Below are 15,069 nucleotides of genomic sequence, written 5' to 3' on the forward strand. Positions count from 1 at the left end.
CGGTAGACCGGGCGTGCGGCGGCGACGCGGACACCTCCTTACCGCGCCGTCGCCGCCGCCCGACTTCATTTCCGGCCCGCGCATCCGCAACCGTCGGCAAGCGCCCGCAAACTTGCCCCCGCATGCGCGGGCGTGTAGAAGGGGCGGGTACCGTTGCGCGCCCGCTTCCGTCCGGTTTCCGGCCCTTTCCGGACGTGCCCTTTCCGGGCGCGCCTGCCCCGCCCACCATCCCCCCTTTCCGGGAGAAGACGCATGCTCCGCACCCTGTTCATCCCCCTGCTGCTGGCGCTGGCCCTTGCCGTGACCTCGGTGACGCCCGCACCCGCGCAGGCCGCCTCCGCTTCCAACGAAGAGCTGAAGGCCGCCCTGCGCGACCTGCTGCGCGAAAATCCCGACCTGATCCTGCAAGTGCTACGCGACAACAGCGAAACCGTGCTGGAAATCGCCCAGCAGGGCTCCAACGTGCGCCGCAAGAAGGCGCTCATCGCCCAGTGGCAGACGGACCTGACCCAGCCCAAGAAGGCCAACCTGGAAGGCCGCCCCATGCGCGGCCCGGCCAACGCGCCGGTGACCATCGTGGCCTACTCCGACTTCACCTGTCCCTACTGCCAGCAGGCGGCGGGCACCATGGAACTGCTGCTGGCCAACTACAAGGACAAGGTGCGCTACGTCTTCAAGCACATGCCGCTGGACAGCCACGACAACGCCCGGCTGGCCTCGGAATACCACGTGGCCGCGGGCTTGCAGGACGGCAAGAAGGCCTGGGCGTTCTATGAAACCGTGTTCCGCGACCGCGAAAAGCTGGTGGCCGAGGGCGAACCCTTCCTCAAGAAGGCCGCCGCCGAGGCCGGGCTGGACATGAAGCGCCTGGCCCAGGACATCAAGGGCAAGAAGGTCAAGGAGTTCATAGAGGAAGACATGGCCGAGGCCCGCGCGCTGAACGTGCAGGGCACCCCGTACTTCCTGGTCAACGACCTGGTCATTCGCGGCTCGCTGCCGCTGGACCTGTTCTCCGACGCCGTGGACATGGCGCTGGAGGCGGCGGCCAAGGCCAAGAAATAGCAGACCGCTCCGCGCACGACGCGACACGGGCCGCTCCGGCATTGCCGGGGCGGCCCGTTTGCATTGGCGCGGCGATAACGGCCGGAAAAACGGAAAGGGACGGAAGGGCGCGGGCTACTTCCTGCGGCGGCGTTCCAGGGTGATGCCCGCCAGGAACCCGCCGATCATGCCCACGCCGAAGGCGCGGGGAATGCTGTCGCTGAAGCCCAGCAGGGCCGCGAACACGCCGAGGGAGCCGCCGATGAGGATGCCGCGAACGATGTAGCTGTCCATGCCTGTCCTTTTGCGTGGCTGAGGGATGCGGGTCCGGCAGGGGCCGGGGCCGTCTGGAGCCCGAAGGACCGGAGCGCGCTCCGGCGTCCGGAAACACCCTGAATCCGGGCGGATGGTAGTCGCGGGAGGCGACGGGTGTCAACGCGGGCGGGCAGGGGCGCGCCGCCGAAAACAGAAACCCGGCCGCTGGGGCCGGGTTTCCGCAAGGGGGGTCGGTCTGTCGGGCAAAGAGGAGTCCGGAGAGGGGGGCGGCGGGTGGGCTGTCCCGCCGCCCCTGCGGTCACTGCATCAACGAAGGAGGAGTTTGGGCTGGTCGCTGTCTCATGTGCTTTGGGCACTATCTTGTCGGTCGCCGTGGCGGCCGCTGGTCGCTTCCGGGGGCTCCGAGCCCCCGGCTGGAGATACCGTGCGGACAGGAGGAGGTCGGTCCGGCACAGTGCGGGTGCTTTTCGGCAGGCTGCCGGTGCGCCCGTATCGCTTCGGCCGTCCGGACCGTCGCCTTGGTCCGGCGGCCGTTGCCGCGAATTCGTTGCCCGTGCCCTTCTCCGCAAGGGGGGAACCGGAGAGGGGCCAGGAGCGGCGGGAGAACGGGACGCCACACGTCCACCGTATCCGCGAAGAGCCTCGCGGAGTTCCCCTGCCGCCCGGAACGTGCCGGGCCGCACGTGGGTTGCCTTCGGGCGCTTCGTCCTTTTCCTTCCCCGTTCCCTTTCGGTGGTCCCTTCCACCGGCGCGTGCCGGGGGAGGGGGGGGGCCGCCGCGACCGGCGGGTCGCGGCGGCCAGGGGGATCAGGCCAGGGCTTGCACTCTGCGAAGGGCAGCGTTGTCATGCGCTGACGGAGAATAAGCACAGGGCGTGCCAAACATTGAAATACTGTCTTTTCAGCGCATTATATTTTTTCAGGAAAATGTGCAGACTTTGTTTGTGCAACACGATGCACATCTCGCTTGCACAAAAAGGCTGCACGTGTGCAAAACGGATACACCCTGCCCGCCCGGCTATTCGTCGCAGCGCACCGTGATGCCCGCCTTGCGCAAGGCGGCGGCGAACAGCCCGTCGCCGTCCACCAGGGTGCGGGAAAAGCTGCCGTCGTAGATGCGCCCGCAGCCGCACGAGGGCGAGCGCGCCTTCAGGATGGCCTCGGTACAGCCCGCAAGCAGGGCCAGGCGCACCCCTTCCTCCGCCCCTTTGGCAAAGGCGTCCGTGGCGTCGGACAAGGCGCCGTCGCCCTCGCGGCACAGCACCTGGCCGTCGCGCAGTTCGCACGGCGGGCGCGGCGTGGGCAGCCCGCCCAGTTGTTCCGGACAGACCGGCAGGGCCAGCCCCTGCCGCACCAGTTCGATGACCCCCTCGCGGGGGTTGGCCTCTCCGTCGAAGCGGCAGGCCACGCCCGCCAGGCAGGCGCTGACCACGTAGATCATGGGTGCCTCCGTTTCCGGCGGCCCGCGCCGCCGCCCTGCGGCATGCGCGGCATTCCGCCGGTATATGGCGGCAAGGGTACCCGCATGGCGGCGTCTGTCAACCGCGCGAACGCCTAGGCCCCCCCGGCCGATGCGGCGCGGGGAGTCTGGGCGTAGTAGCGCTCCAGCCCGTCCGCGCCCATGAACCGTTGCAGCATGCGTGGCGGCGATTCCAGCAGGTCGATGACCAGGAAGGCGTCCAGCGAACCGAAGGCGCGGTCCACGTGGAAGGTGGCGATGCGCCCGCCCAGCTTCAGGTAGTGCTTGAACAGGATGGGGATGGTGCGGCCGCCCTCCATGTCGCGCACCAGCGCGCACAGCGCGTTCCAGTCCAGCCCGGCGGGTTCGATGCGGCGCAGGCAGCCGGGCTGGCGGATGGACGGGGCGGTGCGGCCGCGCACCAGCCGGGCCGTGGCGGCGCAGCCGTGATGGCGGGCCAGGTAGTCCATGATGGCGTTCAGCGAGTAGGGCGTGTAGTCCAGGCTCACGCTCACCGGACCGAACAGGCGGCGCACGCCGGGGCGCTTGAGGATGAACCGGCCGATGCCCTTCCATAGCAGCAGCAGGGGGGCGTAGTCGCGCTGATGGCCCTCCGCCACGAAGGCCCGGCCCAGTTCCAGCGCGGGCGCGCCCGCGAAGAATTCCGGGCGGAACCGGAACAGGGTGGAGGAATACAGCCCGCGCTGGCCCTGCGCGGCAAGGATGGCGTCCACCTCGCCCAGGCGGTAGGCCCCGGCCAGGGCGCGGTCGCCCTCGTGCCACAGGACCAGGTGGCGGTAGGTGGCGTCGTAGGCGTCGAGGTCCAGCGGCGCGCCGCTGCCTTCGCCCACCGCGCGAAAGGTCACTTCGCGCAGGCGGCCGATTTCGCGGACCAGTTCGGGCGAACGGTCCGCCGCGGTCTCCACGATGGTCCACGGCCCCTCGCGCAGCAGCACGTCGGCGGCCGGGATGGCGGCCAGTTCCGCCTCCAGCAGTTCCGGCGGCCGGGCGGCGGCGATGGGCCGCATGCGCCGCGCCGCCTGCCCGCCGGGGGTACCGGACACGGCGCGTCCCGGCAGGGACAAGGGCAAGGGCAGGGGTAGCACCCGGCGGGGCTTGGGCTTCAGCGCATAGCAGCGCATGCGCAGGTAGGCGGTGCGCGCCTCGTCGTCGGGCAGTTCGTTCAGGGTGGCGGCGGCCACGGGCCGCCCCACGCTGAGGGTGACCGTGGTGTTGCGCTTGCGCAGCAGTTCCTTGGGCAGCATGGCCGTGCGCGCCACCGGGTGCACCAGGCCCATCAGGTTGAAGAGCATGGAATTGCGCCCGTGGAAATACAGGGGCAGGGCGTCGGCCCCGGTGCGGCGCACCAGCCGCCCCACGGTGGACTGCCAGGCGGGGTCGGTGATTTCGCGCCGCGAGGGTTGCAGGTGCGACACCGTGCCCGAGGGAAACACCACCAGCCCGCCGCCCCCGGCTACGTGGCGGATGGCGCTGCGCAGGCCCGCCATGTTGCGGCGCTGCGCCCCGTCGCCGCCGAAGGGGTCCACGGAAAAGATCAGGCCGCGCAGTTCCGGCACCGCCGCCAGCATGTAGTTGGCCAGAAAGCGCAGGTCGGGCCGCACGGGCAGCAGGGCCCTGGCCAGCACCAGCCCCTCCAGCGCGCCGAAGGGGTGGTTTGCCACCAGTATCAGGGGACCGGCGGCGGGCACGCCCTCGAAGCCCTCGCCCTCGGCCCGCACGGAAACGCCCAGCACGTCCAGCGCCAACCGGGCGAAATCCAGCGGCGATTCGCCCTGGGGCAGGGCGCGGTACAGCGAATCGATGCGGCCCACGCCCAACAGGCGCAGCAGCGGGATGCGCAACGGCGCGGGAATGCGCCGGACGGCGGCGGGCACCAGCGAGCGGGGGCGCACGGGATGCAGCAGGGGCGGGATGGAATCGGCGGGGGTGCGGGGGCGGAGCCTGTCCATGCGTCCTCCTGGGGTGGCCGTTCCGGCCGGAGACGGGTGGCGCGGGTGACCGGCGGGCGGCGTGGCGGGCGGTTTCCGTCCCGTGGCGGCCGCGTGCCTGTTCCGCGAAGTGGAGTCCTGTTGCATGGATGGATAGGCGCGTCAGGTGGAGAAGCCATGACCGGCCGGTGAACATTGCGTGAAGGGCCGCCGGGGCGGGAGATGGGCGGCGCGCGCGTCACCCGATTGTCGGCGGCCCGTCGCCCCGCCGTCGCGCACCATTCCCGCCCGTGGGGCAGAAGGGGCAGTGTCCGGAAACCGGGGCCGACCGCACGACAGGATGGCCCCGCAGCCCGCGCGGCCCGCCAGCCTGCGCCGCGCCACGGAAGGAACGCGCCATGACCGACCGACATCACGTCGAAATCCGCCGCCGCCTCGAAGCCGAACTGACCCACCTGCGCCGCCAGCTGCTGGTGGAGGGCGGCGTGGAAGCCTGCGCCGACGAGAACGAATTCGCCTCTCGCATCAGCGAACTGGCCCTCAGCATGACCCTTCTGGACCGCGCCGGGCGGCGCATCCGCGAAATCGAGGGTGTGCTGCGCGCCATGGACGCCCACGACTACGGAGTGTGCGACGCCTGCGGCGACGACATCCCCCTGCCCCGGTTGCTGGCCCGCCCCACCACCCGGCTGTGCGTGCACTGCCAGGCCGAGCTGGAAGCCCAGGCGGGCCGTCCCGCCGGGGCCGTGGAGCGCATCGAGGCCCGGTAGCCCCGGCCATTCTTCCGGCCGCCCCGCGCGCGGCCCGGTCCATGCCCTGCGCCTTCCCTCCCGCCTTCGGCGCGAAACGCCCTTTCCCTCCTCCCTGCGCGACTAGTTGACAATGACAACCATCCTTGGCACGATAGTTGTCATGAACAACGATTTCTATGTCCTGGAAGACCTGGGGTTCATGACCATCACGGCCAACCGGCTCATGGCCGCCTTTCTCCGCCGCAGGATGGCCCGGGAGGGCATCGACCTCACCGCCGAACAGTGGGGGGTGCTGGTGCTCGTCTGGAACCGGGGCAGCATCGGCCAGGACGAACTGGCCCACATCGCATGCGTGGACAAGACGAGCATGAGCCGCGCGCTCGCCGCCATGGAGCGGAAGGGGCTCATCGTGCGCACCCCCGACGCTGCCGACGCCCGGCGCAAGGTCATCAGCGCCACGAAAAAGGCCGACGAACTCAAGGAACGCAGCCGGGCCGTCACCGAAGAGGTGCTGGCCCTCACCCTGAAGGACGTCAGCCCGCAGGACCACGCCACCTGCATACGGGTGCTGGCCACGGTGAAGGAAACCCTGCGCGCCACCGAGCGCTGAACCGGGCCGCCGCGCGGCAACAGGGAACGCCACACGGAAAGAGGGGCCGCCGCGCGGCCTTGCCATTCCCCAACAACACGGGAGGAACGCCATGCAGACCGTCATCGAACGTACCCAACGCCTGCTGGAACTGCTGGGCCACGACGAGGAACCCTTCGGCGTGCACTACACCGACCAGAAACCCGCCGACGGCTTCGGCCCCAAGCCCGGCGAGATATTCACCCGCGACCGCGAGGCCGCCGGGCAGATCGACTGGCACAAGGCCTTCGCCAACGAATTTTCCTGCCTCATGGGCAACGTGTGGCTGGCCCGCAAGAAAAAGAAGGCGGCGTGGATCAGCCACGAAGCCTGCGGCTGCATGGGCGGCGGCTTCTATTCCGGCATGTACCGCCCGTACCTGGAAACCAACATCTTCTACGTGACCACGGGCATTCCCGGCACGCCCATGGAAGGCGAGCACTACCTGCCCGACCACCAGTCCATGCGCGCCTTCATGGACGACACCATTCCTCCGGAAGCCCCGGCCAAATACTGTGTGCTCAAGCCGCTGGGCCAGTTCGGCGACGACGAGGAGCCGCTGGTGGTGGCCTTCTTCGCTCGGCCGGAAGCGCTGAACGGCCTGTTCTCGCTGGCCTGCTACGCCACGGGCAGCCACAACGCCGTGGCCTCTCCGTTCAGCGCCGGGTGCGGCAGCCTCATCGCCTGGCCGCTGGTTTACCAGCAGCGCGGCGAAGAACGCGCCGTGCTGGGCGGGTTCGACCTTTCGGCCCGCAAGTTCATGAAGACCGACGAAATGAGCTTTGCCGTGCCGCTGCCCATGTACCGCAAGATGCTGGACGCCATGGAGCATTCCGCGCTCACCCGCGACACGTGGCGGGGCGTGCGCAAGAAGGTGGCCAAAAGCATGCGCGCCTGGGGCGAAGGCCCGGCCGACTGATACGATGACCTTCCGGTGATGTCCTGATGACGCCGGGTCGGGGCCGGGCGCGGCAAACGCCGTTCCGGTCCCGGCCCCGGCTGTCCGGCCCGCCGGGAGCCCGGCCCGAAAAATCATTCACCCATACCCGCGCCCGTCCGCAAGATGACGCCATGATATTCCGCCCGCCCCCCTTGCAGCCCCCCGCGGGCGGCCAAGGGTTGACAGGGGTGGCCCGGCGGCATATCCACGCCTCAAACAATGATTGAATTTTGGATTTGAAACTATGTTGGCAACCGGCGAAACGACAGGATGCGGACAATGAGCGACCACGGCCGCACGGCCGGACGGCAGGACCACCCCCGCCGCGCCTCCCCTCCCGACGAACGGGGCAGGCCAAACAGGCCAAACAGGCCGGACACTCCGCACAGGCAAGACTGCCGGGACAGGCAGGATCAGGGCACGCGCGAACGCCTGCTGGCCGCCGCGGCCGAGGTCTTTGCCGAGCACGGCTACAAGTCGGCCACGGTGCGCGAAATCTGCCGCCGGGCCGGGGCCAACGTGGCCGCCGTGAATTATCATTTCGGCGGCAAGGACAGGCTGTACGCCGCCATGCTGGACCACTACATGCGCACCTGCCAGGCCACGTTCCCGCTGGACGTGGGGGTGACGCCGGAATCCACGCCCGAGGAACGGCTGCGCGCCTTCGTGCACGGGCTGGTGCTGCGCGTGCTGGGCGGCGGCGACGACCCGGTCAGCGAAGCGCACGGCAAGCTGGTGTCGCTGGAGATGATCAACCCCGGCCCCGCCTCGGACGCCCTGATCCGCGAGCACATCGTCCCGGTCAACAACCTGCTGGACGACATCCTGCGCGGGCTGCTGGGCCCGGCGGCCGACGATCCGGAAGTGCTGCGCACCTGCCTGCTGGCCATCTTCGGGCACATCACCTTCTATTTCAACGGCCGGGGCGCCATCGCCCACATCTACGGACGCGAGGATCCCACTCCCGAGTCCCTCGAACGCATCGTGGACGGCGTGGTCCGCTTCACCATGGGCGGCATCGCCACCATGTCCGGCGCACAACCTCCGGCACGGGCGCACGGCCCCCGGCACGGGCGCCCGCCCCGCCGGACCGTGGCGCGGCGCGGGGTTGACGGTCCCCACCGGCCCATGTAGAACGCGACACTTCGATAGCTCGCTACAGAATAGCACCCTACCGGATTCCTTCCGTTTCCAGCCCGCCCCGTCGCAACGCGGACCGGCACGGCGCACCGGAATTCCGGGAGACACACCCAACCGCCCCGCATGTCGGCGCACCGGGCGTATCCCACGCCGCGCCGAGGAGGAACCACCCCATGCAACACCGCTTCCCCATTCCGTCTCCCCGCCCCCGCGCCGGAGCCGCCGCCATGGCGCGGCCCCTGCCTGCCCTGCACATGGGGCTGTTCGCCCTGGTCCTGGCCCTGGCGGCCATGCTGGCCGGCTGCAAGGACGAATCCGCCGCCCCCAAGGCCGCGCCCGCCCCGCTGGTGGTGGTGCAGGAGGTGCAGCCGCGCGACCTGCCCCTGACCTACGAATACGTGGGGCAGACGGCGGGCTCGCGCGAGGTCGAGGTGCGCGCCCGGGTGGGCGGCATCCTGCTGCGCCGCGCCTACGCGGAAGGCCGCCCGGTGAAGAAGGGCGACCTGATGTTCGAGATCGACCCCGAACCGTTCAAGGCGGACCTGGACCAGGCCCTGGGCCAGCAGGCCCAGGCCGAGGCGCGCCTGCAAAGCGCCCAGAGCAACCGCGACCGCGTGCTGCCCCTGTACCGCGAGAACGCCGTCAGCCAGAAGGACCGCGACGACGCCGTGGCCGAGTTCGATTCGGCCAGGGCCGCGCTGGAAGAGGCGCGCGCCCGCGTGAAGACCGCGCGCATCAACCTTGGCTACACCCGGGTCGAGGCCCCCATCTCGGGCATGACCAGCAAGGAGACCCGGTCGGAAGGCAGCCTGGTCACCACCACCGCCGACGGCAGCCTGCTGACCACCATCTCCAAGGTGGACCCGGTGTACGTGAACTACTCCGCCCCCAGCGTGGACCTGTTCCGCCTGCGCCGCATGCGAGAGGAAGGCAAGATCACCCTGCCCAAGAAGGGCTACGACGTCACCGTGCGCCTCATCGACGGCTCCACCTACAAGCGCACCGGCAGCGTGAACTTCATCGACCCGCTGGTGGACCCGCTGACCGGCACCATCCGCGTGCGCGCCGAATTCCCCAACCCCGAGGCGGAAGTGCTGCCCGGCCAGTTCGTGCGCGTGATCATGACCGGCGCGGTGTACAACAACGCCCTGGCCATTCCCCAGCGCGCCGTGCTGCAAACCCAGCAGGGCCCCATGGTGTGGGTGATCGGCGAAGGCGATGTGGCCCAGCCGCGCCCCGTGGAGATCGGCCTGCCCATCGGCAACGAATACATCGTGGAAAAGGGTCTTGCCGCCGGTGAACGCTACGTGGTCGAGGGGCTTCTGAAGGTGCGCCCCGGCCAGCCGGTGACCATCGGCCAGCCGCGCGAAGCCCAATCCGGCCAATCAGGCCAGTCCGGCCAGAACGGGCAGGCCCCCGCCGGAAATGCGACCAAAGCCGCAAACCAGGGCTCCTAGCTCGCGCCCTTAGCAGGATTCCGCAATGATATCACGCTTTTTCATACACCGCCCCATCTTCGCGTGCGTGATCTCCATCGTGATCATGCTGGCGGGGTTCATGGCCATGCGCACGCTGCCCATCGCGCAGTATCCGGAAATCGTGCCGCCGCAGGTCATCGTCTCCGCCGTGTATCCCGGCGCCAGCCCCGAGGTCATCGCGGCCACGGTGGCCTCGCCGCTGGAACAGCAGATCAACGGCGTGGACGGCATGCTGTACATGAACTCGGTCAGCGCCGGCAACGGCGCGATGACCATTTCCGTGTCCTTCGCCGTGGGCACCAACCCCGACCAGGCCACCATCAACGTCAACAACCGCGTGCAGGCCGCCACCGCCGCGCTGCCGGAAGAAGTGCGCCGCCAGGGCGTCACGGTGACCAAGCGGTCGCCCTCCATCCTTCAGGTGGTGAACACCTTCTCGCCCGACGGCCGGTACGACTCGGTGTACATCAGCAACTACGTGCTGGTGAACGTGGTGGACGAGCTGAAGCGCCTGCCCGGCGTCGGCGACGCCGCCATCTTCGGGGCCAAGGACTACTCCATGCGCGTCTGGCTGCACCCGGACAAGCTGGCCCAGCTCAAGCTGACCCCCGGCGACGTGGCGCTGGCCATCCGCGAGCAGAACGCCCAGTTCGCGGCCGGGCGCATCGGGCAGGAGCCGTCCAGCAGCCCGCTGGAACTGAACTACCTGGTCACCACCAAGGGCCGCCTGACCACCCCCGAGGAATTCGAGAACATCATCCTGCGCGCGGAGTCCGACGGCTCCACCCTGCTGCTCAAGCACGTGGCCCGCGTGGAACTGGGCGCCAAGGACTACGACGTCCGCACCCAGCTCAACGGCAAGCCCACGGTGGCCGTGGGCGTGTTCCTGACGCCGGGGGCCAACGCGCTGGAAACGGCCGACCGCGTGGCCGCCAAGATGCAGGAACTGTCGCAGCGCTTCCCCGACGGCATCAGCTATTCCATCCCCTACGACACCACCAAGTTCGTGCGCATCTCCATCAACGAGGTGGTGCACACCCTGGTGGAAGCCATGGTGCTGGTGTTCCTGGTAGTGTTCCTGTTCCTGCAGAACTGGCGGGCCACGCTCATCCCCTGCCTTGCGGTGCCGGTGTCCATCGTGGGCACCTTCGCGGGCATGTACGCGCTGGGCTTCTCCATCAACACGCTGACATTGTTCGGCCTGGTGCTGGCCATCGGCATCGTGGTGGACGACGCCATCGTGGTGCTGGAAAACGTGGAGCGCATCATGGCCTCCGAGCGGCTGACGCCGCGCAAGGCCACCATCAAGGCCATGGAGGAAGTGACCGGGCCGGTCATCGCCATCGTGCTGGTGCTGTGCTCGGTGTTCATTCCCGTGGCCTTCATGGGCGGCCTTGCCGGGCAGATGTACAAGCAGTTCGCCATCACCATCGCGGTGTCGGTGGTCATCTCGGGCCTGGTGGCCCTGACGCTGACGCCCGCCCTGTGCGCGCTGATGCTGAAGCCCGGCCATCATGAACCGCCGGCCTTCTTCCGCTGGTTCAACGGGTGGTTCGAACGCGTCACCCACCGCTACACCGGCGGGGTGACCTTCCTCATCCGCCGCGCGGGCCTCGCGCTGGTGCTGTTCGCCTGCCTTGGCGGCGTCACCTGGCACCTCTTCCAGATCGTGCCCGGCGGCCTCGCCCCGGACGAGGACCAGGGCTACATCATCGGCCTGTCCATCCTGCCCGACGGCGCCAGCCTGCAACGCACCCGCGTGGTGGCCGACCTGATCGACAAGAGCCACATGGAAGACCCCCGCGTGGCCAACCTGATCACCCTGACCGGCTACGACCTGCTCTCCGGCGTGCCCAAGCCCAACTTCGTCACCTCGTTCGTGCCGCTGAAGCCGTGGGACGAGCGCAAGGGGCCGGGGCAGTCGTCGTTCGACTACGCCCGCAAGGTCTTCGGCGTGGGCATGGGCGTGCCCGAAGGCATCGTGCTGGCCTTCAACCCGCCGCCCATCTCGGGCATGAGCAACACCGGCGGCTTCGAACTGTACGTGCAGAACCGCGGCGAAGGCGACAGCAAGGACCTGGCCGCCACGGTGAACAAGCTCATCGCCGCCGCGGCCAGGCGGCCGGAACTGGCGGGCGTGCAGACCACCTTCAGCGCCAACGCGCCGCAGCTGTTCATCAGCCTGGACCGCAACAAGGCGAAGGCCCTGGGCGTGCCGGTGAACACCATCTTCGACACCATGCAGGCCACCTTCGGGGCCAGCTACGTCAACGACTTCAACAAGTTCGGCCGCACCTTCAAGGTGCAGATGCAGTCGGAGGCCGACTTCCGCGCCCGCCCGGCGGACGTGGCCAACGTGTTCGTGCGCGCCACCTCGGGCGAGATGATCCCCCTCACCTCGCTGGTGGACGTGCAGGAAGTGACCGGCCCCGAGGTGGTGGAACGCTTCAACGTGTTCCCCGCCGCCAAGGTGGTGGGCGGCCCCGCCGCCGGGTACAGCTCGGGCCAGGCCATCGCGGCCGTCGAGCAGGTGGCGGCGGAGGTGCTGCCCGCGGAATTCACCCTGGCCTGGTCCGGTTCCGCCTACCAGGAAAAGCAGACCGGCGGCTCCTCGTCGCTGGTGTTCGTGCTGGGCCTGGTCATGGTCTTCCTGATCCTGGCGGCGCAGTACGAAAAGTGGTCGCTGCCGCTGGCGGTCATCATGGCCGTGCCGTTCGCCCTGTTCGGGGCCATCTGCGCGGTGTGGCTGCGCGGCCTCGCCAACGACGTGTACCTCCAGATCTCGCTGGTCACGCTCATCGGCCTCGCGGCCAAGAACGCCATCCTCATCGTGGAATTCGCGGTGATCAAGCGGCACGAGGGGCTTTCGCTGGTGGAATCGGCCATCGAGGCCGCCCGCCTGCGCTTCAGGCCCATCATCATGACCTCGCTGGCCTTCGTGCTGGGCTGCGTGCCGCTGGCCATCAGCACCGGCGCGGGCGCGGCCAGCCGGCACTCCATCGGCACCGGGGTCATCGGCGGGATGCTGGCGGCGACCTTCATCGCCACCTTCTTCATCCCCATGTTCTACCGGCTGATCATGGGCGCCAGCGAACACATGCGCGGCACCGAGGCCATGCGCACCATGGCCGTGGGCAAGTACTGCGAAGAGGACCGCCACTCGGCCTTCGAGGGCCTGCCGGACGACGGCACGGAGAGATCCGGCGATGACGCCTGCAACAAGGAGAAGCGCCATGACTAGCCTTCAGGGCTTCACATGCGACCGGGGGCGGCGCCCGGCCGCCCCCGCCCGCGCGGCACGGCGGATGTCCCCGCTGCTGGCGAGGACGCTGGCGGCGGTGCTGCTGGCGGCCATGCTGACCGGCTGCGCCTTCGGCCCCGACCATGCCCGGCCCGCCATGGACCTGCCCGACGCCTGGCGCGAGGGCACGGCCGACGCGGGCGACGTGCAGGACGGCTGGTGGAAGGGCTTCGACGACCCGGCGCTGGACGCCCTGGTGGCCGCCGCGCTGGACCACAACCGCGACCTGGCCAAGGCCATCGCCAACGTGGACGAGGCCCGCGCCCAACTGGGCCTTGCCCGGGCCGACCAGATGCCCCGGCTGGACGCCAGGGGCGGTTCCGAGCGCCAGCGCTATTCGCTGAACAGCCTCAACTCGTTCACCGAAGACACCCGCATCCAGGACCTGCACAACGTGGGCGGCGCGCTGTCGTACGAGGTGGACCTGTGGGGCCGCTACCGCCGCGCCACCGAGGCCGCCCGCGCGCAACTGCTGTCCACCGTGGCCGCGCGCGACACCGTGCGCCTGGCCCTGACGGCGCAGGTGGCCCGCACCTACTTCGACCTGCGCGCCTACGACCAGCAATTGCAGGTGGCCCGCGACACGCTGGCCTCGCGCGAATCCACCCAGGAGTTGCGCAAGGTGCGCTTCGAACTGGGCCTGACCAGCGAACTGGACTACCGCCAGGCCATTGCCGAAGCCGCCGCCGCCCGGTCCACCGTGCACACCCTGGAATACAACGTGGCCGCCAGCGAAGGCGCGCTGGGCGTGCTGACCGGCAGGAGCCCGCGCGACATCGTGTCCGGCACCGTGGAACGCGGCCTGGCCGTGGACGCCGTGCCCGTGCCCCCCAGCGTGCCCGCCGGGCTGCCCTCGGCCCTGCTGGAACGCCGCCCGGACATCGTGCAGGCGGAACAGCAGCTGGCCGCGGCCAGCGCCAACATCGGCGTGGCCAAGGCGGCGTACTTCCCGTCCATCTCGCTCACCGGCCTGCTGGGCTACGAGAGCACCGACCTGACCCGCCTGTTCACCGGGCCTTCCGGCACGTGGCGGTACGCGGGCAGCGTGACCATGCCCATCTTCGACTTCGGCCGGGTCAAGGCCGGGGTGGAGGCGGCCGAGGCGCGCCAGCGCGCCGCCCTGGCCGGATACGAAAAGGCCGTGCAGGACGCCTTCCGCGAGGCGCAGGACGCCCTGGTGTCCAACCGCAAGGCGCGCGGCGTGGTGGAGGCGCAGACCACCCAGATCACCGCGCTGCGCCGCTCGCTGCACCTGGCCAGGCTGCGCTACGACAACGGGTATTCCAGCTACCTCGAAGTGCTGGACGCCGAACGCACCCTGTTCGAGGTGGAGATAGCCCTGGCCTCGGCCCAGCGCGACCAGCTGGTGGCCGTGGTCGAGATCTACCGCGCCCTGGGCGGCGGCTGGGCGGGCATCGCCCCGCAGCAGCCGGAAGAGGCCCGCAATGACGCGGCACCGTCCGAAAAGGCCGTGGCGACCGCGCAATGAGCGAATGCCGCCGCTGCCGGGTGGACCGCGCCGAGCGCCATGGCGCGCACGGCTTCGGCCACACCGTGAAGGAACTGGCCCGCGCCTGGCGGGCCGAGTTCGACCGGCGCTTCCGCCCCATGGGTCTGTCCGACACCAGCTGGGTGGTCATCTGGCTGCTGTCCGAGCACGGCACGCTGCCCCAGGGCCGCGTGGCCGAACTGCTGGGCGTGGAGGGCCCCACCCTGGTGCGCCTGCTGGACCGCATGGAAAAGGAGGGCTGGGTGCGCCGCCAGCCGTCGGAAACCGACCGCCGGGTGAAGCTGGTGGCCCTGACCGGCCAGGCCCGCCCGGTGTACGACGCCATGCTGGACACCGGTTTCGCCCTGCGCGACGAACTGATGGACGACATCCCCGAGGAGCACGTGGCCATCGCCCACACGGTGATGCTGCGCCTGCTGGACAAGCTGGAGGCCCTGAGTGGGCAGAATGGGCAGGATAGGGACGAGGCGGGGGCATGCCCCCCCTGCCGCCCGGAAACCACGGACTGACGGCAACTCGCGTCAGCCGCGTCAGCCGCGCCAGCCGCGCCAGTCCGGCAACCCGGCAGTCCGGCGGATGACGGACCAACGACAACG

12 protein-coding genes are annotated in these 15,069 nt (G+C 69.7%); 9 read left to right on the forward strand and 3 right to left on the reverse strand.

The window, feature by feature from the left end; all coding sequences use genetic code 11:
* The first annotated feature begins 252 nt into the window (after positions 1-252).
* Positions 253-1,062: a DsbA family protein gene (locus tag ACR4XJ_RS13250; RefSeq protein WP_434755647.1), complete on the forward strand. Its 810-nt coding sequence runs from the start codon at positions 253-255 to the stop codon at positions 1,060-1,062.
* 114 nt (positions 1,063-1,176) lie between these two features.
* Here the strand turns inward: ACR4XJ_RS13250 and ACR4XJ_RS13255 are convergent, their stop codons facing one another.
* The 3 genes from ACR4XJ_RS13255 to ACR4XJ_RS13265 form a co-directional block, all read right to left on the reverse strand.
* Complete coding sequence (locus tag ACR4XJ_RS13255) at positions 1,177-1,335, reverse strand: hypothetical protein (RefSeq protein WP_116307242.1); 159 nt, start codon at positions 1,333-1,335, stop codon at positions 1,177-1,179.
* 999 nt (positions 1,336-2,334) lie between these two features.
* A complete protein-coding gene (locus tag ACR4XJ_RS13260; RefSeq protein WP_434755648.1) occupies positions 2,335-2,757 on the reverse strand; it encodes a DUF523 domain-containing protein in 423 nt (140 codons plus the stop codon).
* Between the two features lie 113 nt (positions 2,758-2,870).
* Positions 2,871-4,745, reverse strand: a complete 1,875-nt coding sequence (locus tag ACR4XJ_RS13265; RefSeq protein WP_434755649.1) for a lysophospholipid acyltransferase family protein — start codon at positions 4,743-4,745, stop codon at positions 2,871-2,873.
* A gap of 377 nt (positions 4,746-5,122) precedes the next feature.
* Here ACR4XJ_RS13265 and ACR4XJ_RS13270 point away from each other — a divergent pair, with 377 nt between their 5' ends.
* The 8 genes from ACR4XJ_RS13270 to ACR4XJ_RS13305 all read left to right on the forward strand — a co-directional run bounded on the left by ACR4XJ_RS13270 (position 5,123) and on the right by ACR4XJ_RS13305 (position 14,982).
* Positions 5,123-5,494 (forward strand): TraR/DksA family transcriptional regulator, encoded by a 372-nt coding sequence (locus ACR4XJ_RS13270; RefSeq protein ID WP_434755650.1) that lies wholly within the window; start codon positions 5,123-5,125, stop codon positions 5,492-5,494.
* 142 nt (positions 5,495-5,636) lie between these two features.
* A complete protein-coding gene (locus ACR4XJ_RS13275; protein WP_434755651.1) occupies positions 5,637-6,086 on the forward strand; it encodes a MarR family winged helix-turn-helix transcriptional regulator in 450 nt (149 codons plus the stop codon).
* Between the two features lie 91 nt (positions 6,087-6,177).
* Positions 6,178-7,023: a DUF169 domain-containing protein gene (locus ACR4XJ_RS13280; protein WP_434755652.1), complete on the forward strand. Its 846-nt coding sequence runs from the start codon at positions 6,178-6,180 to the stop codon at positions 7,021-7,023.
* 300 nt (positions 7,024-7,323) lie between these two features.
* On the forward strand, positions 7,324-8,178 hold the full coding sequence (locus tag ACR4XJ_RS13285) for a TetR/AcrR family transcriptional regulator (RefSeq protein WP_434755653.1): 855 nt from the start codon (positions 7,324-7,326) through the stop codon (positions 8,176-8,178).
* Between the two features lie 233 nt (positions 8,179-8,411).
* Entirely contained in the window at positions 8,412-9,641 is a 1,230-nt protein-coding gene (locus ACR4XJ_RS13290) for an efflux RND transporter periplasmic adaptor subunit (RefSeq protein WP_434755770.1), read from the forward strand.
* Between the two features lie 25 nt (positions 9,642-9,666).
* A complete protein-coding gene (locus ACR4XJ_RS13295) occupies positions 9,667-12,903 on the forward strand; it encodes an efflux RND transporter permease subunit (RefSeq protein ID WP_434755654.1) in 3,237 nt (1,078 codons plus the stop codon).
* Positions 12,896-14,452: an efflux transporter outer membrane subunit gene (locus tag ACR4XJ_RS13300; protein ID WP_434755655.1), complete on the forward strand. Its 1,557-nt coding sequence runs from the start codon at positions 12,896-12,898 to the stop codon at positions 14,450-14,452. The genes ACR4XJ_RS13295 and ACR4XJ_RS13300 overlap by 8 nt, the downstream gene beginning before the upstream one ends.
* Positions 14,449-14,982 carry a MarR family winged helix-turn-helix transcriptional regulator gene (locus ACR4XJ_RS13305; RefSeq protein ID WP_434755656.1) on the forward strand — a complete coding sequence of 178 codons (534 nt, stop codon included), beginning with the start codon at positions 14,449-14,451 and terminating at the stop codon, positions 14,980-14,982. Before ACR4XJ_RS13300 ends, ACR4XJ_RS13305 begins: the two co-directional genes overlap by 4 nt.
* Positions 14,983-15,069: the final 87 nt, after the last annotated feature.

The organism is Nitratidesulfovibrio sp. D1, from assembly GCF_051133415.1.
Taxonomy (GTDB): domain Bacteria; phylum Desulfobacterota; class Desulfovibrionia; order Desulfovibrionales; family Desulfovibrionaceae; genus Cupidesulfovibrio.

What these genes read in the sequence shown, in the direction of transcription:
- ACR4XJ_RS13250 (WP_434755647.1), top strand. Translation starts at nt 253, where the DNA reads ATGCTCCGCACCCTGTTCATCCCCCTGCTGCTGGCGCTGGCCCTTGCC.
- ACR4XJ_RS13255 (WP_116307242.1), bottom strand. Translation starts at nt 1,335, where the DNA reads ATGGACAGCTACATCGTTCGCGGCATCCTCATCGGCGGCTCCCTCGGC.
- ACR4XJ_RS13260 (WP_434755648.1), bottom strand. Translation starts at nt 2,757, where the DNA reads ATGATCTACGTGGTCAGCGCCTGCCTGGCGGGCGTGGCCTGCCGCTTC.
- ACR4XJ_RS13265 (WP_434755649.1), bottom strand. Translation starts at nt 4,745, where the DNA reads ATGGACAGGCTCCGCCCCCGCACCCCCGCCGATTCCATCCCGCCCCTG.
- ACR4XJ_RS13270 (WP_434755650.1), top strand. Translation starts at nt 5,123, where the DNA reads ATGACCGACCGACATCACGTCGAAATCCGCCGCCGCCTCGAAGCCGAA.
- ACR4XJ_RS13275 (WP_434755651.1), top strand. Translation starts at nt 5,637, where the DNA reads ATGAACAACGATTTCTATGTCCTGGAAGACCTGGGGTTCATGACCATC.
- ACR4XJ_RS13280 (WP_434755652.1), top strand. Translation starts at nt 6,178, where the DNA reads ATGCAGACCGTCATCGAACGTACCCAACGCCTGCTGGAACTGCTGGGC.
- ACR4XJ_RS13285 (WP_434755653.1), top strand. Translation starts at nt 7,324, where the DNA reads ATGAGCGACCACGGCCGCACGGCCGGACGGCAGGACCACCCCCGCCGC.
- ACR4XJ_RS13290 (WP_434755770.1), top strand. Translation starts at nt 8,412, where the DNA reads ATGGCGCGGCCCCTGCCTGCCCTGCACATGGGGCTGTTCGCCCTGGTC.
- ACR4XJ_RS13295 (WP_434755654.1), top strand. Translation starts at nt 9,667, where the DNA reads ATGATATCACGCTTTTTCATACACCGCCCCATCTTCGCGTGCGTGATC.
- ACR4XJ_RS13300 (WP_434755655.1), top strand. Translation starts at nt 12,896, where the DNA reads ATGACTAGCCTTCAGGGCTTCACATGCGACCGGGGGCGGCGCCCGGCC.
- ACR4XJ_RS13305 (WP_434755656.1), top strand. Translation starts at nt 14,449, where the DNA reads ATGAGCGAATGCCGCCGCTGCCGGGTGGACCGCGCCGAGCGCCATGGC.